The organism is Bradyrhizobium sp., assembly GCF_036735945.1.
GTDB lineage: Bacteria > Pseudomonadota > Alphaproteobacteria > Rhizobiales > Xanthobacteraceae > Bradyrhizobium.
In genome coordinates this window covers 1-17,595 of sequence record NZ_DAINNI010000004.1, presented here as the reverse complement: position 1 = coordinate 17,595, position 17,595 = coordinate 1, and the positions used below count along the sequence as shown (strand labels likewise).

Below are 17,595 nucleotides of genomic sequence, written 5' to 3'. Positions count from 1 at the left end.
TTGCGTAAGCGTTGCGTTGAAGCGGGGAGGAGCTACACGTCGCCGCTAAGGCGAGCCAACAATATGCTTTGCCTGCCTCGACAATCAGGTTGCGGAAGTTCCTTGGGTAAGGTCAAGGATTGCACATCGTAACGAGATCGAAGTGTGAAATGGATTACTCCTGACAAATCAATTTGCGGGATGGCTCCTTGATCCCGCGGGCGCATTTCAATTGGCGAGCAGATGCTTCCTCGCCGCCGGTTCCTGAAACTACGACTGAGCTGCCGCCGGTTACGGCTCCTTGCCCGTGGATCGAGGCGAGAGCCGGATCCGGTAGACTTGCAAGTGGGGAAGCTCAGGATAACTGTCCGCGGAGCTGATGGACACCAATCCCACGACGGCGGCCTGAACTTCCTTGCCGACCAGCCGACTGATCGCCGTGCTTTGGCCCTTGCTCAGTTGGACGTCGACCGCGCCGGCCGTTTCCATTGCGGTCCGGACCCGGTTGATCGACGACTCCGAATATCTATCATCGATCGCGATTGTCTTGCCGGCCAGGTGGGCGACCGATTTGATGCCGGGGTCGGCGACCACGATGGCCACCATCGCGTCCATCGACGCATCCAGTGTCGGTGCCGACATTCGTTCCGCGACGGCCGAGGCGGCGGCCACCTGCTGCTCCGTCGTGCGGGTTTGCGGAGCGTCGGTCGTCGAAGGCGGATCGGCGGCGCCTGCACGCGCAGCAACCGAAGCAGCCGCATTGCCTGTGGTCTGCTGGTTCGTCTGCGGAGAAGGGAGGGGCAGGGGCACGGCAGGCGCGGCCTTCGCCACCCTGGTGGGCTTCGGCGCCCGATGGACGGCGCGCTCGACATGAGGCCGGGGAGGTCCGTCTCCGCGCCGGGCAACGGCGGGTACGGGCTTCGCGGTGGCGGAAGGGTCGTCGTATCCGACAGGTTCAATCGGCACATCGACCGCGGCGATGCAGGCAAACGGGTTCAGGCCAACGCATGATGATTGTGTTGGCGGTTGGCTGCTGCAACCGACCAGGGTCGTAGTCAGCGCGCAAATGACAAGCGTCCTCAATCGATCCTCCTGAAGAGGTTGAGTGGCCCGCAATTCTTGCGGCTAGAGAGATGTTGCGCTGGAACGTCGATCATTGGCGCAAAACCGTTAAGCGCCGATTAAGCGGGCCACGCGCGGTCCGATGCGCCCTGGCGGGATTAACTCCTGCGGCGGCGCGGCTTTCTCTTCATCACATCTTCGCCTTGTCGCCGCTTTCTTCGACTCAGGATTTCGCCACGAATCGGTCGCCATGCTTGCCCGCTTGGGGGTTGTTCTTTGAGTTAGGGAGATTGCCTATGGCGAGCATTGAACGACTTCATAGAACCGCGCCGCTGGACCTGGCCAAGCTTGAAGAGGATGTCGTAGCGAGCCTTCCAGCGATCAGGACGGCTCCGCCTCCTTCGGGGGCGATGCCGGATTATGTCGTGCATGAAGAGGGCGTTACGCGGGTCGGCGCGCTGACGGCCGAGGCTGTGGTGCGCGACTATGAAGCCGCCGCCAAGGAAATCGAGGCCATGGGAACGGAGCTGATCGGCGCAGCGAAGAGGTGCGAGGCAATGACCGCCGAAGTGCATAATGCCATTGCCTTCGTGCGCGATACCGCAGCCTCCTACCGGGAGGAAGCCAAGAAGATCTTCAAGCGTATCGAAGAGTGCGCGATCATGACCGAGCAGGTGCGGAAGACCTGCGAGAGCGTCAAGCTCAAGATGATCGACGGCAAGGCACTGTCGCCGTGATCTGAAACACCGGGTTTAAGGCCCCCCAAGTTTACCGCCCCTCAAGTTTACCGCCGCGCCGGGAGGCCATGTTCTTCAAGCTGGCGTGTGTCAATTGCGGCACATGCCGGTGCCGCGAATCGGCTTAGTTTATAGCTCCTCCCTAGGACTCGCACCCGCCGCAAATGGCGGGTCTTCTTTGTGCGATGGCCAGGTAGATTGTCGTTTGTAGCGTATGCTTGCGCAATGCGACGGGTGGGTATTGCAGCCGTAAAGTTGAGCTTCGGGCCGCCATGATCGGTCTGCGGGAATTTTTCGTGTCCGCAATGACACGACCCGTGAATCCTTTGCTGCATGCGGCGCGTTGGTACCCTTACCTCGCACGATCGGCGTAAGCTGACAAAGGCCGCCGGCTCCTGATTGCCCGGCTCGGAGCTTTCCAGACTACCCCGGAGCCTTCCATGCAGTTTCTGAGCTACGCCTATCGCTTCCTGTCCAACTTCGTGTTTCTGGCGCTGGTCTATCTCGCTCTGAATTTCCTTGAACAGTATCAGCACCGCGTGGTGGTCGCGATTCTCGTGCTGATCTACGCCGGCATGCATGCGGCGTCCGCGCTGCGGTCGTTCAACTTCTTTCAGCGCATCGAGCGGCTGGAGTTGGAGGCGCGCCGCCTGGTGGGTGCAGTAGGCGAGGGGCCGAATTCGACTTCGACGCGCAAGCAGGTGATCACCGACGTCACCGCGCTGCGCCATGCCGGCGAGATGAAGGCCTATATCGATCTACTGTTTCTCGCCATCGTCATGCTGCTCTGCATCGCCAAGGTCGTCGCCAACTGAGCTGTTGTCCGAATGCCGGCCGGACCGGGGGGCTCGCCGCGAAAGTCATTCGAGATAGTTCGTTGCCACGCGGTCCTGACCCGATCGGGCCGCAACCATCTCAACGCTTCTTCAGGCCGGCGACGTGAACCGAGCGCCCATTCCGTTTGGCCGGGACCGCCGGCTTTGCGGCAGCTCCGCCGGCGCCCTGTGCCCCCAGGGCGGCCTGTCCGGCGGTTGCCGGCGGCGGGGTTGTGGCCGCGCGGGCGGGGCGGGACTTGCCGCCAAGCTTTGCCGAGACCTCCGTTGATCGTGCCTGCGCAACGGGCCCGCCGCGTGCGAACGAAGCCATCAGGCTGACCAGCGCCCCTTCCGGGATTCTGAAAACGTTTTCTGCCGGTGCAGGCAGCGCGGCCAGCGTATTGGCCGGCGGCAACGCGGTCTGCCGCGGCCAGGGCGCTACCGGCGGCAGGGGGACGCCACGCCCGCGGCGCGGCGCGCCGAGGTTGGTGGTGTGCCAATCGAGATTGGAGAAGGCCGGGACGGGAAGCGGCGGACCGCCGGCAAAGGCGAATTTCGGAACCTTCGGCCAGCGCGCCGTCGCCACCAGGTCGGGGGCCGGGCGCGACTGCCATTGCGGCGGCTCGCTCGGCGTCGCCGGCCGCTCAGCCGTCGCCGGCACCACATGGACGATGCGATAGCCGCGCGCCTTCATCTCGCGCAGGATCCGCGGCAGCGCCGCGACGGTGCGCGGCTGGATGTCGTGCAGCAGCAGGATGCCCTTGCGCTTCTTTTCCAGCCGCTGCATCGCGAGTTCGTAGACGCGGTTGGCGGAAATGTCGCGCCAGTCGTCGGCGGGGAAGTCGGCGCTCCAGAGCTGAAGCCCCTTGGACGCGGCAAATTCCTCGATCCCGTCGTTGCGTCGCAGGCCCGGAATGCGCAGGAACGGCGCCGGCGCGGAGCCGAGCGCCGCGGTCACCGACGCGATCCCCTGTTCGATCTCCTGTTTGGAACGTTCGAGCGGCAGGCGATCCATGCCGATCGGATGGTTCTGGGTGTGGGTGGCCACCGTATGGCCGGCATTGCGCACCTTGCGGACGCCTTCGGGGCTGTCATTGGCCTGGCGTCCGACCATGAAGAAGGTCGCCTTGGCGCAATGGGCGGCGAGAATGTCGAGGATCTCGTTGCTGTATTTCGGCAGCGGGCCGTCGTCGAAGGTCAGCACCACCTCATGATCGGCGAGCGGCAGCGTCTTGCGATATTGCATGGTGCCGATGATCGGATGGGCGCGCGGATCGACCACGATGGTGCGCGAGGTGCCGATGGCGTCGGGATGACCCGGGCAATCAGCCGCCAATGCGGCCTGTGCGGCCACGGAGGCGAATGCTCCGACACACAGGGCGCTCCAGGGACGCCGTTTGAGTTCCGCAAATGCGCTAGCGATCATTGAACCCCGGCTTCATTCCAGCAGCACGCAACGCCCACAATTGGCGCCTTAAATGCAGCGTTAATCGTCTGAATTCCAGACTTAATTGGGACGGGTAGCGTGATCCGGACGATAGAACGGAGCCTATCAAAAACTTAGTGATCTAATGTGCTTTGCCGGACACGTTTTTGGCATTTGCCGGAACCAGGTGGACGACGCGGTAGTGATTGTCGCGGAGGTAGCGCAGGAAGGCCGGCAGCATCGACGCCGTCTGCGCCTTCGGATCGTGCAGCAGAATGATGCCCTTGCGGGCCGCCTGCAGGCGCTCGGTGAGCAGCGTCAACTGTTGCGCCGGCGTCATCGGATTCCAGTCGCTGGCCCAGAGATCGGCGCCGAACACGGCGATGCCGCGCTTCTGCAGGATATCCAGTGCGGCCGGAGACATTTCGAAATAGGGGAAGCGGAAGAACGGCGTGCTCGGGGTCGTGCTGGCGGTCCCGTGCAGCGCCGCTTCGACCGCGGCGATGCCCTTGTCGATCTCGCCGATCGCCGCCTCCGGCTTCATATGTTTCAGGTTGGGGTGGGCAAAAGTGTGATGCGCGACGGTGTGGCCCTCGGCGGCCATCCGACGCACCAGTTCGGGATGCGCCGAGGCGTTCCTTCCGATCAGGAAGAAGGTGGCGCGCACGCATTCCTGCGCCAGCGCGGCAAGGACCTTCTTGTCCGTGGGCGGCCATGGCCCATCGTCGAAGGTCAGCACCACCTCGCGGTCTTCCAGCGGCAGCGTCTGGGGAAAGCTCTTGAGGCCGACGCGCGGAAAGGTCGCAGCGTCCACGGTGAGAACACGCGAGGTCCCGAGCGCATCCTTGCGGGGACATTCGGCGGCTTCTGCCGCGGCAACGAAACTCATCCATGCCGCGAGCGCCGAGCGCAGCGTCGCACTAAGACATCGGGTCATTTCGGTTCGACATATTTGGCATTGCGCTCCGTGTTGCCGATTGGGTAAGCGTGCAAGGTAACTCAGACAAGTTCCCTCCATCTGTCAAACCGGGCGAGGCGTGGCATGGCCGAGAATATCGACGTTGCCCAAGCCGAGGCGCTGTCGGCATCCGGCGCCGTGCTCGACCGCCCGTTGATGCGGGACGAGGAGGGGCAGCTCCGTCACGAGTTTGTCGAGGAGATATCGCGCGCGATCCACGCCGCCGACCGGCCACTGCTGTGCGAGGTGGTCGCGGAGCTGCACGAGGCCGATCTCGGCGATCTGATCGCCGCGCTCGAGCCCGAGGATCGCGTCACCCTCGTCGAGATCACCGGCACCGATTTCGACTTCTCGGCGCTGAACGAGGTCGATGACGCCGTCCGCGAGGAAATCCTCGAGGAACTCGAACCGGAGACGGTCGCGGAGGGCGTCCGCGAGCTGGAATCCGACGACGCTGTCGAACTGCTCGAAGGCCTCGACGAGGAGGACAAGGAGGAGATCCTCGACAAGCTGCCGCCGGCCGAGCGCGAGCCGCTGGAGCGCAGCCTGCTTTATCCGGAGAATTCCGCAGGGAGGCGGATGAGCTCGGAGTTCATCGCGGTGCCGCCGGACTGGACCGTGGGGCAGGCGATCGACTACATGCGCGACACCCCCGATCTGCCCGACCGCTTCTACGAAATCTACGCGGTGGATGCGGAAAGCCACTGGCAGGGCGCGGTCTCGCTCGACACGCTGCTGCGGGCGCGCCGCCCGGTGCAACTCGCTGACCTCGTCGAGGAGGACCGTCGCCGCGTCTCGGTGCTGGACGACCAGGAAGAGGTCGCGCGGATGTTCGGCAAGTATAACCTGGTCGCTGCGCCGGTCGTCGACACCACCAATCGCCTGGTCGGCGTCATCACCATCGACGACGTCGTCGACGTCATCGAGGAAGAGGCGGACGAGGATCTCAAGGCGCTCGGCGGCGTCACCAGCGACGAAGAATTGTCGGACAATGTCTGGACCATCGCGCGCGCCCGCTTCAACTGGCTGCTGGTCAATCTGGCGACGGCGTTCCTGGCGTCCTCCGTGCTCGGCCTGTTCGAAGGCCAACTCGAAAAGATGGTGGCGCTTGCAGTGCTGGCGCCGATCGTCGCGAGCCAGGGCGGCAACGCCGCGACCCAGACCATGACGGTGGCGGTGCGGGCGCTGGCGACCCGCGAGCTCGGCTCCAACAATGCGTGGCGCGTCGTGATGCGCGAGGCGATGGTCGGCCTCGTCAACGGGCTGGCCTTTGCCGTCATCACCGGCGTCGCCGCGGTGGCCTGGTTCAAGATCCCGGGCCTCGGCATCGTGATCGGCCTTGCCATGATCTGCAACCTCGTCGCCGGGGCGCTCGGCGGCATCCTGATCCCGATGGTGCTGGAGCGGGTCCGCGCCGATCCGGCGGTGGCGTCCGGGACCTTCGTCACGACCATCACCGACGTGGTCGGCTTCTTCTCGTTCCTCGGCATCGCCACGCTGTGGTTCGGGCTGAAGTAGCGCCTTATTTATCGTTAATCGCCTCTTAAGGCGGTTGTCCGATGATGTTGGCTCACGAGGTCAACATGCAACGCTTGCGGCTGAAAGCGGACGGACGGATCGTCGAACTGCGCGACGGGCAGGAATTCCCGCTTGCGCCTGTCATGCCGGAGGCACCGACCGGGGCTCCCAACGAAACCGCGCCGCTGCCTGCGGTGCGCGATCTGCGCCGCCGGGCCCAGCTCACCCAACTCGAATTCGCGGCGCGGCTCGGCGTGCCCGTGGAGACGATCAGGAACTGGGAGCAGGGCAAGCGTGTCCCCCGCGGACCGGCGCGGGCGTTGCTCGCGGTGATCGCCCACTCGCCGCAAACGGTTTTCGAGGCACTGGCTGCGGAGCCGTCGCCCGCTTAAGCCTGCTTTCGACGCAGCGCTGCCCTGGAGCGCTGTCTGTTGGCATCGCCGCTTCCGCAGCCCATAATGGGGCTGAACTCGCGGATGCAACCAATGATGTTTGTGGAAGCCAAAGGCGCTAGGATTCCAGCGATCGGGCTGGGCACCTGGGAATTGCGCGGGCGCGCCTGCGCGCGCATCGTCGAGCAGGCGGTGCGGCTCGGTTATCGCCACATCGACACTGCGCAGATGTACGACAACGAGCGCGAGGTCGGCGAGGGCCTGCGCGCCTCCGGCGTGAAGCGTGACCAGATATTTCTCACTACCAAGATATGGCCCTCGCATTTCGCGCCCCACGATCTCGAACGTTCCGCCAAGGAGGGCTTGGTGCGGCTGCGCCTGACCGAGGTCGACCTCTTGCTCCTGCACTGGCCGAACCCGCACATACCGTTATCCGAGACGCTGGGTGCGCTGGCGCGGGTCAAGCGACAGGGGCTCGCGCGGCATATCGGCGTGTCGAATTTCACCGTGGCCCTGATCGAGGAGGCGGTGGCCTCGTGTCCGGAGCCGCTGGTGTGCGACCAGGTCGAGTATCATCCCTATCTCGACCAGGCCAGGGTGATGGAGGCCAGTGCCCGTCACGGCATGGCGCTGGTGGCCTATAATCCGCTCGCCAAGGGCCGCATCAAGAACGACCGCGCGCTGCTGCGGATCGGCGATCGCTACCGCAAGACGGCGGCGCAAATTGGCCTGCGCTGGCTGGTCCAGCAGGGCGTGGCGGCGATCCCGCGCACGTCGAAACTCGAGCGGCTCTCCGAGAACATCGAGATCTTCGATTTCGAACTGTCGGATGAGGACATGCAGGAGATTTCCGCCATGGGCACGGCCGGCGGCAGGCTGACGGATGCCGGTTTCGCGCCGAAATGGGATTGAGCGGCCGCGCACGCCGACGCTATGCTGGCAGGAATTGAATTTCCAGCAACGTTCCGAAGCGATGGAATTGCGGCGGATCATATCTCCTGACATCACGGCGTCGGCGGTCGCGCATGTGTCGCTGCTGACGCTGCTGCTGCTGTTTTCCGACGTGCATCCGTTCGGCGCTGTCACTGCCGAGCAGGTCCCGGTCGAGATTGTGACGCCGCAGGACATTCCCGAACAGCCGGCTGAACAACAGGCAGCCGAGACCAGGCCGGAACCGACGCCACCGCTCGATTTTGCCGCGACTGAAAAACCTGCTGCCGTACCCCCGCCGGCCCCTCAACAACAGCCTGCACCTGACGCGCGACCGCAGAAGCAGGCGGCGCTCGCCACGCCGCCCGCAGCCCAGCCACGGCCGGCTGTCCAGCCGCCACCACAGCCGGCGGCGCCGGCCTACAAGCCGCCCGAGCCGGATATCTCGATCAAATATCAGGTGCTGCTTGGCCTGCCGCCCGACCTGTCTCCCATGCCGCCGGCATCCGCGCCAGCGCAGGGCAAGGGCGATGACGCCTTCGACGGGCCGGCGACCGAGGCTGCCGACATATCGAGCAGCGTCGTTGCGGAATTCCGTCGGCACCTCAGGACCTGTTCGAAACTGCCGGCGTCGCTGGCAAGCAGCGACGACGTCAGGGTCAAGCTGCGCATCCTGATGACACCGGACGGCAGGCTGGCGGCGGAACCGATCCTGATCGAGGCCAGCGCGTCCATGAAGGGACCGTTGCTGATGGAGGGCGCCATCCGTGCGTTGCAGGCGTGCCAGCCCTACGCGATGCTGCCGGCAGACCGCTACGGCGAATGGAAGGTGATCGACCTCAGCTTTACCCCGCAGGATTTCAACGCGTCTTAGTGCGTCTTAGTCTAGCTCCCCATCGCCCGCCAGGCGTTTGACGCGAACTGCCGCCGCCAGGTGACGACAACGACGAGCGCGGTCGTCGCCAGCAACACCCACGGGCTGACGAACCAGCCGAGATAGCCGAGTGCGAAGAAGAAGGCGCGCTGGCCGCGGTTGAAGTGCCGTCCCGCCGCCTCGAACAGGCGGGTCGTGCGCATCACATGGGTTTCCGCTTCCGCCGTATCGCGCTGCGACGAGGGCGGCATCGCGCCGAGCAGGATCGCGACATAGTTGAACAGCCGATACGACCAGGCGAATTTGAAAAAGGCGTAGATGAAGATCAGGATCAGCCCGACGCATTTGATCTCCCACAGCGCCGGCGAGGGGGTGAGATCCACCGGCAACTCGCGAAGCACGGCGAGCGCGTCGTTGGTGGCGCGCAGCAAGGCCAGCGCACCACCGATCGCGATCAGGCTGGTGGAGGCGAAGAAGGCGGTGCCGTTCTGCAGCGAGGCCATGATCTGCATGTCGACCATGCGGGCCTCGCGATCGAGCATGTTGCGCACCCAGACCTCGCGATAGGCATTCATCCGTGCCGACAGGCTGTCGCGGCCGTAAGCGGTGTGCTCGAGCGTAAAGCCGTAAGCCAGCCACTCCGCGACAAAGAATGCGACGGCGGCGATATCGACCCAATAGGCGGCCATGTGCGGCATCCCCGATAATGGCGTGCGGCATCGTGATGTACAGGTTGAACGCGTGCGGAGCACTATGGCAAGATGCCGGTTCCAACAGGATGTCCCCCGCAAATGTTGAAACTGGTCATCGGCAACAAGAACTATTCCTCATGGTCGATGCGGCCGTGGCTGGCGCTGCGCGCCAACGACATCCCCTTCGAGGAAGTGTTCATCCCGCTCTACACCAACGACACGGCCGACAAGGACCGCATCCTGAGCTTTTCGGATTCGGGCAAGGTGCCGGCGCTGATCGACGGCGAGGTCACGGTGTGGGATTCGCTTTCGATCATGGAATATCTCGCCGAGAAATATCCTGATGCGAGGCTGTGGCCGCAGGATCGAGCCCGCCGCGCGCATGCGCGTTCGGTGTCGGCGGAGATGCATTCGGGCTTCATGCCGCTGCGCAATGAATGCGGCATGAACCTGCACCGGCCGGTTGGCGCGGTCGATCTGTCGGATGATGCGCGGGCCAACATCGCGCGCGTTCAGGAGATCTGGGCCGACTGCCACAGCCGTTACGGCAAGGAGGGGCCGTTCCTGTTCGGTGCGTTCGGCGCGGCGGACGCCATGTTTGCGCCCGTGGTGCACCGCTTCCGCACCTATGCGATCGAGGTGCAGGGAGGGGCGCGACATATTACGATGCGATGACGTCGTTGCCGGCGTTTCAGGAGTGGACCCGCGCCGGCCTTGCCGAGACCCTGGTGATCGAGCGCTTCGAAACCGTCTGATCGCGCAGGGCGGGGCGGCGGGGCTCCGATGGGTGTCCAATATTGGACAACCCGGCTCCGGGCCGGCCCCCGCGGTTTCCAGGGAACCTCTAGGATTGCACGCATACCACACTGAAAAATATGCGGAATTTGCGTGCTTGCCATGCCTCGAAGCTGCTGGCTTTTGGCAAGGCGGCTGTGCTAGGTTGCCGCAGGGTTCTCAAGTCGGCCGAAAGCTAGCGGGACCGTGAGCGCGGCCGGCGTTCTTGCGTAATGGAGAGGGCGTTGAAGCATAAGTACTCCGTTGGAGAGACTGTCTATTTTACTGCCAGCAACGTCGCCCGTCCGGCCGCCAGCGGCACCTATGAGGTCGTCCGGCTACTGCCGACCGATGGCGACGACTGCCAGTATCGCATCAAAAGCTCGACCGAAGCTTTCGAACGGGTCGCCAAGGAAAGCCAGCTCGCGATTTCCTGACACAGTAGTGTGCAATTAGCCTGCTGACGTAGTTCGATCTGTAGCGCCGTCAAAAGGCCCCGTTCGCAAAACCATTCTGCCGAAAAGCGAATGCGGGAAAGACGCATTCGTGTTTCGGCTTTGTATGATTGCTGCGTAAGGGATACTGCATGAACTGGGATTGGGCTGCCTCGCTGGATCACATCTGGCGCTCGCCGAACCTTCCACTTTACCTGACGCTGGCCACCACCGGGTTTGTCGGGTTGGTCGTGCTCGTCACGCTGCTGCGTTCGGAGAGATCCGTGGCCAACGGCGTGCTGGCGCTGATCACGCTGTTCGTGGTCGGCATCGCCGGCGCAGTGGCGTTGCGCGGCTTCGGCCCGGCGACGGTCGCCCAGCCGGTGGAGGCGCGTCCGGTCCAGACGGCGACTGCGCCGTTGCCGCAGCTTTCCTGCATCGACGAACTCGCCGGCGATGCCGTGCTGGCCGCGTGCGAGAAGGTGCTGTTCGGCTCCGCCGAGTCGGTCGCCGCAGCCGTCGCCTATGCTGCCTCGCAGATCACCCTGCTGACCTCGCTTGGCGATGTCGCCACCGCGAACAAGGGTGCGGGCTCCGACCTGCTGGCGCTGCGCCGCGCCGTCGAGCGCGACCGTTATGGATTGATGGCCTATGTGCTGGCGGTGCGCGATCGCTGCACGCCGTCGTCCTGCCGCGCGTTCCGCTCGCTCACCGAGACACGCCAGATTGCGACCAACATGGAAGACCGCGTCTACGAAACCCTCGTCATGCGCTATGCCGCGGCGTGGAATGCGCCGTCGCAAGCCGCGAACGGCATGATGGCGGCGCTGCCGGCATCGGTGCCGACAGGCAAGCCGACCAATGCCGAATTCCCGACCTCGGCCTCGACGCCGGCGGTCAGCATCATGAACCCCGAGCCGCCGCTGAAGCCGTCTCCACCCGCCATTGCTGCGCCGGCGACACAGGCCGCCCCGCGTCCGGCAACGCCGCCACCTCCCGCACAGGCCGCCGCCAGGAAGTCGGCGCCGGCGCCGAAGCGACCGTCCACCGCGCCGGTCCAGCTCGCACCATCAACTCCGGCGGCTGCGAGCGCCGACAATGAGCAGTGATCTCCACAGGGAGTGATCTTTTCAAAGCGCGCACGGCCCGCTACATCGGCGTGATCATGCCGCTTCATCTCATCAAGCTTGCCGTCGGCTGCGAGTCGGTCAAGGAACTCAAAGGCTGGGTTGCCGAGCGCATGGCGACCGCCAGGAAAAAGGGCCTGCCGCTTCGCCACGTCCACATCACCCGTATGACGCCGAAGCGCGACGAGGAACTCCTTGCCGGCGGTTCGCTGTACTGGGTGATCAAGGGCGAAATCGCCGCGCGCGAGAAGATCATCGCGATCGAGCCGTTCCGCGACAAGGATGGGATCGGACGGTGCCGCCTCGTGATGCAGCCGAAGGTGTTCGCTGTCTCGCCGCGGCCGATGCGCCCGTTCCAGGGCTGGCGCTATCTGGCCGAGGATGCCGTGCCGCCGGACCTTTCCAGGTCCTCCGCCGCCGGCGTGGCGGCGATGCCGGAGCCGATGCGGCGCGAATTGCGCGATCTCGGGCTGCTCTGACCGGGGGCGGCGCGCCGGCGCCCGGCTGCACGGCTACACGCCGATATTGTCGATCAGGCGCGTCTTGCCGAGTTTGGCGGCAACAAGGATACGCACCGGTCCTTCTTTCAGCGACCCGATCGGCGCCAGCGTCGCGGCGTGGCGGGCCTCGAAATAGTCCAGCGCGAAGCCCACGGCGGCGATCTGTTGGCGGCCGGCCGCCATCGCCGCCTCGACATCCTCGCCGGCCTTGAGCCGCCGGGCGCTGTCCTTCATCGCCCGATAGAGCGTCGGCGCGATCTGCCGTTCCCCGGTCGACAGGTAGACGTTGCGCGAGGACATCGCGAGCCCGTCGCGCTCGCGCACCGTGCGCGAGCCGATCACCTTGACGCCAAGGTCGAGGTCGGCGGCCATCTGCGTCACCACCCGCAATTGCTGGAAATCCTTCTCGCCGAAGATCGCGAAATCGGGCCTGACTTGCGTGAACAGCTTGCCGACCACGGTGGCGACGCCGCCGAAGAAGTGCGGCCGGAAACGGTCCTCCAGCCCGGCGGTCGCCGGACCCTCCGGCACGATCCTGGTGGCGAAGCCCTCCGGGTACATCGCCTTGACGTCCGGATTCCAGACCAGGTCGGCTTTCTCCTCGGTCAGCCGGGCGAGGTCGGCTTTCCAGGTGCGCGGGTACGAACCGAAATCCTCTGTCGGTGAGAACTGCGTCGGGTTGACGAAGATCGAGACGACGACTTTCTGCGCGCGGCGCCTGGCGAGCCGAACCAGCGACACATGCCCGTCATGAAGCGCTCCCATGGTCGGCACCAGCGCGACTTCAGCCTTTCGGGCGCGCAAGGCCTCGATGGCGCGACGCAATGCGGGAACGGTACGGACGATCACGGGACTTCGCGACATCTGGCTTCGGTCTCTTGCAACGGGTGACGGGGGCGAGGGGCTCACGGCCCCGATCGTTCGGCGGGCGGGCCGACCTTATAAGGCCAGAGCATTGCCGCCAAGGTTGCGCGGACATGGCAAGCCTGCGGCAGTCCTGGCAAGCCTGCGGCGGCCCTGCGCCAACACTGCGCGCCCTCTGTTTGCTGCTGCCTGATCGCTGTGACGGAACGAAATCCGCGGCGAGGGGATTCATGATTAAGACACACCGCGAGCGATTTGAATGCGTCGTCGCGCATTTCACTTGACGCGCAGTCGCGCGTGATTTGAAGATAACTTGCGGGGTGAGTCATGTTGGTTCAAGCGAGTCAGGGTCAGTTGGGTTCGGCGCATGTCGTCGTGCTCGGCAACGAGAAGGGCGGATCCGGGAAATCCACCACCGCCCTGCACATTGCTGTTGCGTTGCTGAAGGCCGGACAGCGCGTCGCCACCATCGACCTCGACTGCCGCCAGCAAAGTTTCACCCGCTACATCGCCAATCGCAGCGCGTGGGCGCGCCGCACCGGCCTCGATCTCGAAATCCCGGTGCACTACTGCATCAAGCTCGGCGACACCATGCAGATCGCCGACAATGAAAACTCCGAGTTCCAGCAGTTCGCCGAGGCGGTGGCTACGGTCGAGCGCGCCTTCGATTTCATCGTCATCGATACGCCGGGGTCGGACTCCTACCTGATGCGGCTGGCGCATTCGATGGCCGATACGCTGGTGACCCCGATCAACGACAGCTTCCTGGATTTCGACGTGCTCGGAACCGTCGATCCCGCGACCTATACAGTGATCGGCGAGAGCCATTATGCGGAGATGGTCCGCGATAGCAGGCGCAAGCGCCGCCAGCTCGACGGCGCCACCACCGACTGGATCGTGGTCCGCAACCGCCTGTCGATGATCGGCTCGCGCAACAAGCAGCTCGTCGCCGACAGCCTGAAGGACCTTTCGTTGCGGCTCGGTTTCCGTTCGATCGACGGTTTTGCCGAGCGGGTGGTCTACCGCGAGTTCTTCCCGCGCGGCTTGACGGCGCTGGATGATATCGACGAGGCGACGCTGGGCACGCGGCCCAGCCTCGGCCATGTGACGGCGCGCGAGGAAGTGACCAGCCTGTTGCGCCAGCTCAAGCTGCCGCTCGACGAGCGCGGCCGTCGCCGCGCCGCCAACCGCGCCGAGTGGTTCACCCAGGTCGACAAGCCGCTCGAAATCCATGACATCTTTGGCGACATCATCAGCGCCTGATCCGATTGGCCGGCCTATCGCGGCTGGATCACCGTCATCCTGAAGGGGCCCGAGTTAGCGGCGGCATGCGCGACCGCGTCGTTGGCGCGGTCGAGGCCGAACGCGGTGACCTCGAACTGATCGAGGTCGACCAGGCCGGCGCGGATCAGGCCGGCCATCAGGGTGGCCGCGTGCGGCGGATACATCCATTGTCCGCGCAGGGTGACGCAGTTCCGCATCAGCCAGGGGTAGGGCAGATCGAGGCCGGCGCCGCCGAGCATGCCGACGCCACCCATCAGCACCACGCGCCCATACGGCCGTACCGCCATGATCGCGGCCCGTACCTGCACGGCGCTGGCCGCGGGCGGCAGGATGTCGAGCACGCAGTCGATCGGGCCGGGTGCGGCCTGCAGGATGCGCGTGCGATCGTCGGCCTCCTGGCCGCGCATCGGCACGGTCCGGACGCGGCCGCCGAACCGCCGCGACAGCTCCGCCAGCACCTGCTCGTTACGTCCGGTCGCGACCACGCACTGCGCGCCCATGCCCAAGGCGGCGGCGACCGCCGCGCTGCCGAAGCTGCCGGTGGCGCCGTTGACCAACACGATCTCGCCGGCCTGCAACTGCGCGGCCAGGAAGCCGCCATAGGGCACGAGCAGGGTGCCGAGCGCACACCATCGCGCGGCGTCCTGCTCCGCGATGTCGCCGATCGCCACCGCGTTCTCGGTCGGCACCCGGATCTGCTCGGCCCAGGCGCCATCGTGAAAGTACCGTTGCAGGGGCAGGCCGGCCTCGCTGCCGGCGGTGAGGCCCTGCAGGGCGATGTCGGGCGATACCGCATCGTCGCGCGAGCGTACCGTCGGATCGCAATAGACCCAGTCGCCGGGGCGAAGGCGGGTCGCATCGGGACCGGTGGCACTGATGCGGCCGATCGCGCCGGGGCCGGGCACCATCGGTAGTTCCATCAGGTATTTTCGCTCCCCGCTCAGCACCTCGCCGGCATAGGCCAGCACGCGGCTCGCCGAGACATCGACAATGACCTCGCCGGTGCCGAGCCGCGGCTCGGGGACGGTTTCGATCGCAAGCGGTGATCCGAACGCATTCAGGACGGCAGCTTTCATGGGGCCTCCTCATTTCGTTGTGACCCGCATTCTCGGCAGGCTTCGCCGCCTCAACAAGACCTGGTATTATCCTAGGACTACCAAACCCCTGTTGCGGAGCGCGCGCATGGCCTTGTCGGCAATGGATTCAAGGCAAGGCGAACTCGGCGACTTCCTGCGGTCGCGGCGGCAGAAGCTGACGCCGAAGGCGGTGGGCCTGCCGGACGGCCGCCGCCGGCGCACGCCGGGACTGCGGCGCGAGGAGGTGGCCGAACTCGCCGGCATCGGCGTCGACTGGTATATCCGTCTTGAACAGGGGCGCTCGGTCAGTCCCTCGGCTTCAACCCTCGACGCGCTGGCGCGCGCGCTGCGGCTGACCAAGGCCGAGCACCGGCATCTGCGCGAACTTGCGCAGAATGCCGATCGGCGCGCCTTCGTCCGCGAGATCGTTCCGGCCGCCATCCTGCGCGCGGTCGAGCAGCTCAATTTGCCTGCCTACGTTACCGGGAGGCGTTGGGACGTACTCGCCTGGAATGCCGCGGCGGACGACATCTTTGCCTTCAGCCGGCTTGAGGAAGCCGACCGCAACAGCTTGCTGTCGGTGCTGACCAACCCTGCGACGCGGCGGCTGTTCGGCGCGTCATGGGCTGACGAGGCGAGGCGCATGGTCGCGCAGTTTCGGACGACGCACGACCTCTGGGCTGGCGATCCGGCCTTTCGCGACCTGCTGGCGCGGCTGCGGGAGGGCTGCCCGGAATTTGCGGGCTGGTGGGAGGCCCATGACGTCAGCGGGGCCGCGGCAGGACGAAAATCCTTGATCCATCCCAAGAGGGGCCGGCTGAAGCTGGAGTATGTGAGTTTTCAGGCCAATGACGACCCGGCGCTGAAGCTCGTCATCTACACGGCGGCGTAGCTTTTTCGGCCAATTGGTATTTCTGCACCTGTCGGGCTGCCGGCAAGCTGGAACCAGACCGGCAGCATGCCCGTTTTCACTAGACTTTTATCTAACCATCGAACCAAAGCTTGATGGAAGGCGTCGTAACTAAAAACGGGGTCAATTTGCGGGATTTGAGCGGTGCCCGGGAAATGGGTGCGCCGCACAACGATCAGGCGGTCAATACACAAGATTTGGCCTTTATGTCACCTCAACGTGACATATATCATCGGCAGGAGACCGGAAGAGTCTCAAACAGGGATGGCCCCTAACGGGGGCGCGAGGACGACAATGAAACGTGGAATTCTCGTTCTGCTTTCACTCACCGTGCTGGTCGCTGTCGCGTATGTCACCGCGACCAAGTGGGCGATCCGTCATGAGACCATCGTGCTTCACGATCCGGATCGCGACAATCGTCTCGTCCCCGTGTCGATCGCGGTCCGTCGCGACAAGGAAATGCAGGCCGATGCCGGCCTGATCAAGTTGCCGGTTGCGATCCTCAACCACGGCAATACCGTCAAGAATACCGAGTACTCCTTCCTCTCAAACGTCTTCGCGTGGCGCGGTTATCTCGCGATCAGCCCGCAGCACGATCTGCCGACCGACCCGCCGATGGTGACCAAGGTCGGCGAGCCCTATGTCGGCCGGCTGCCGCAGATTCAGCGCGGCGTCGCCAATATCCATTTCGCCATTCACGAATTGAAGAAGATTCAGCCCAATGCCGACTACGACAAGGTGACGATGGTCGGCCACTCCATGGGCGGCGACATCTCGATGTATTTCGCCAAGGAGTATCCCGACGAGATCAAGAAGGTCGTGACGCTGGACAATCTGCGCGTGCCGTTCCTGACCGACGGCAAGTTCAAGATCCTGTCGTTCCGCTCCAAGGACACGCATTTCAAGGCGGACCCTGGCGTCGTGCCTGACGACGAGCAGTGCGAGCAGGCCGGGATCACCGTCGTGAATACCGGCTTCCAGCATAACGACATGCGCGACACCGGACCGGAGGCAGCCAAGTCCTCGATCCAGTCGATGCTCGACAAGTTCCTCGACGAGTCCGACAAGAGCGGCGCCTTGAAGCCGGTGCAGACCAAGGTGCCGGATGTGCTGTCCTCCAGCCCGGGACCGGTGCCGCTCTCGACCCCGCTGGCGAGCAACCCGCAGCCGAAGAACAAGCCGGTCGCCAACTAGTACCCACTTTCCCTGGGAAGTGAGTCATGATTCAACATCGGGATGATAC

The 17,595-nt window shown here is 64.8% G+C and carries 19 protein-coding genes and 1 pseudogene; 13 read left to right on the top strand and 7 right to left on the bottom strand.

Annotated features, from left to right (window positions below):
* Positions 1–270: 270 nt before the first annotated feature.
* Entirely contained in the window at positions 271–1,062 is a 792-nt protein-coding gene (locus V7E26_RS02500) for a hypothetical protein (protein ID WP_324413129.1), read from the bottom strand.
* A gap of 50 nt (positions 1,063–1,112) precedes the next feature.
* On the opposite strand from V7E26_RS02500, the gene V7E26_RS02495 reads away from it, so the two are divergent.
* Entirely contained in the window at positions 1,113–1,778 is a 666-nt protein-coding gene (locus tag V7E26_RS02495; protein ID WP_324413127.1) for a hypothetical protein, read from the top strand.
* Between the two features lie 440 nt (positions 1,779–2,218).
* On the top strand, positions 2,219–2,593 hold the full coding sequence (locus tag V7E26_RS02490) for a hypothetical protein (RefSeq protein ID WP_324413125.1): 375 nt from the start codon (positions 2,219–2,221) through the stop codon (positions 2,591–2,593).
* Between the two features lie 100 nt (positions 2,594–2,693).
* On the opposite strand, the gene V7E26_RS02485 is transcribed toward V7E26_RS02490, so the two are convergent.
* Entirely contained in the window at positions 2,694–3,947 is a 1,254-nt protein-coding gene (locus V7E26_RS02485) for a polysaccharide deacetylase family protein (protein ID WP_324413123.1), read from the bottom strand.
* A 214-nt stretch (positions 3,948–4,161) separates the two neighbouring features.
* Positions 4,162–4,956, bottom strand: a complete 795-nt coding sequence (locus V7E26_RS02480) for a polysaccharide deacetylase family protein (protein ID WP_324413121.1) — start codon at positions 4,954–4,956, stop codon at positions 4,162–4,164.
* A 105-nt stretch (positions 4,957–5,061) separates the two neighbouring features.
* On the opposite strand from V7E26_RS02480, the gene mgtE reads away from it, so the two are divergent.
* The 4 genes from mgtE to V7E26_RS02460 all read left to right on the top strand — a co-directional run bounded on the left by mgtE (position 5,062) and on the right by V7E26_RS02460 (position 8,691).
* Entirely contained in the window at positions 5,062–6,495 is a 1,434-nt protein-coding gene (mgtE, locus tag V7E26_RS02475; RefSeq protein WP_324413119.1) for a magnesium transporter, read from the top strand.
* Positions 6,496–6,560: 65 nt separating this feature from the next.
* Positions 6,561–6,887 carry a helix-turn-helix domain-containing protein gene (locus V7E26_RS02470; protein WP_324413362.1) on the top strand — a complete coding sequence of 109 codons (327 nt, stop codon included), beginning with the start codon at positions 6,561–6,563 and terminating at the stop codon, positions 6,885–6,887.
* Positions 6,888–6,980: 93 nt separating this feature from the next.
* On the top strand, positions 6,981–7,799 hold the full coding sequence (locus V7E26_RS02465) for an aldo/keto reductase (RefSeq protein WP_324413117.1): 819 nt from the start codon (positions 6,981–6,983) through the stop codon (positions 7,797–7,799).
* 34 nt (positions 7,800–7,833) lie between these two features.
* Positions 7,834–8,691 (top strand): hypothetical protein, encoded by an 858-nt coding sequence (locus V7E26_RS02460; protein WP_324413115.1) that lies wholly within the window; start codon positions 7,834–7,836, stop codon positions 8,689–8,691.
* Positions 8,692–8,702: 11 nt separating this feature from the next.
* Here the strand turns inward: V7E26_RS02460 and V7E26_RS02455 are convergent, their stop codons facing one another.
* Positions 8,703–9,380 carry a DUF599 domain-containing protein gene (locus V7E26_RS02455; RefSeq protein ID WP_324413113.1) on the bottom strand — a complete coding sequence of 226 codons (678 nt, stop codon included), beginning with the start codon at positions 9,378–9,380 and terminating at the stop codon, positions 8,703–8,705.
* A gap of 102 nt (positions 9,381–9,482) precedes the next feature.
* On the opposite strand from V7E26_RS02455, the pseudogene V7E26_RS02450 reads away from it, so the two are divergent.
* The 4 genes and pseudogenes from V7E26_RS02450 to V7E26_RS02435 all read left to right on the top strand — a co-directional run bounded on the left by V7E26_RS02450 (position 9,483) and on the right by V7E26_RS02435 (position 12,197).
* A pseudogene (locus V7E26_RS02450) lies at positions 9,483–10,138 on the top strand (glutathione S-transferase family protein).
* A 252-nt stretch (positions 10,139–10,390) separates the two neighbouring features.
* Positions 10,391–10,594: a hypothetical protein gene (locus V7E26_RS02445; protein ID WP_171712330.1), complete on the top strand. Its 204-nt coding sequence runs from the start codon at positions 10,391–10,393 to the stop codon at positions 10,592–10,594.
* 149 nt (positions 10,595–10,743) lie between these two features.
* The gene (locus V7E26_RS02440) at positions 10,744–11,700 is read left to right on the top strand and encodes a hypothetical protein (RefSeq protein ID WP_324413109.1); all 957 of its coding nucleotides are present in this window, start codon (positions 10,744–10,746) and stop codon (positions 11,698–11,700) included.
* A 56-nt stretch (positions 11,701–11,756) separates the two neighbouring features.
* Positions 11,757–12,197 carry a DUF1489 family protein gene (locus V7E26_RS02435; protein WP_324413107.1) on the top strand — a complete coding sequence of 147 codons (441 nt, stop codon included), beginning with the start codon at positions 11,757–11,759 and terminating at the stop codon, positions 12,195–12,197.
* 33 nt (positions 12,198–12,230) lie between these two features.
* Here the strand turns inward: V7E26_RS02435 and panC are convergent, their stop codons facing one another.
* Positions 12,231–13,082, bottom strand: coding sequence for a pantoate--beta-alanine ligase (gene panC / locus V7E26_RS02430; protein WP_324413106.1), 852 nt, complete (start codon positions 13,080–13,082; stop codon positions 12,231–12,233).
* A gap of 327 nt (positions 13,083–13,409) precedes the next feature.
* Here panC and V7E26_RS02425 point away from each other — a divergent pair, with 327 nt between their 5' ends.
* A complete protein-coding gene (locus V7E26_RS02425; RefSeq protein ID WP_324413104.1) occupies positions 13,410–14,345 on the top strand; it encodes a division plane positioning ATPase MipZ in 936 nt (311 codons plus the stop codon).
* 14 nt (positions 14,346–14,359) lie between these two features.
* Here the strand turns inward: V7E26_RS02425 and V7E26_RS02420 are convergent, their stop codons facing one another.
* A complete protein-coding gene (locus V7E26_RS02420) occupies positions 14,360–15,442 on the bottom strand; it encodes a zinc-binding alcohol dehydrogenase family protein (RefSeq protein WP_324413102.1) in 1,083 nt (360 codons plus the stop codon).
* 106 nt (positions 15,443–15,548) lie between these two features.
* On the opposite strand from V7E26_RS02420, the gene V7E26_RS02415 reads away from it, so the two are divergent.
* The gene (locus tag V7E26_RS02415) at positions 15,549–16,334 is read left to right on the top strand and encodes a helix-turn-helix transcriptional regulator (RefSeq protein ID WP_324413100.1); all 786 of its coding nucleotides are present in this window, start codon (positions 15,549–15,551) and stop codon (positions 16,332–16,334) included.
* Here V7E26_RS02415 and V7E26_RS02410 read toward each other — a convergent pair.
* Entirely contained in the window at positions 16,319–16,546 is a 228-nt protein-coding gene (locus V7E26_RS02410) for a hypothetical protein (protein WP_324413098.1), read from the bottom strand. The two genes, V7E26_RS02415 and V7E26_RS02410, sit on opposite strands and share 16 nt — an antisense overlap.
* Before the next feature lie 100 nt (positions 16,547–16,646).
* Here V7E26_RS02410 and V7E26_RS02405 point away from each other — a divergent pair, with 100 nt between their 5' ends.
* On the top strand, positions 16,647–17,546 hold the full coding sequence (locus V7E26_RS02405; RefSeq protein ID WP_324413096.1) for an alpha/beta fold hydrolase: 900 nt from the start codon (positions 16,647–16,649) through the stop codon (positions 17,544–17,546).
* The last annotated feature ends 49 nt before the right edge of the window (positions 17,547–17,595 follow it).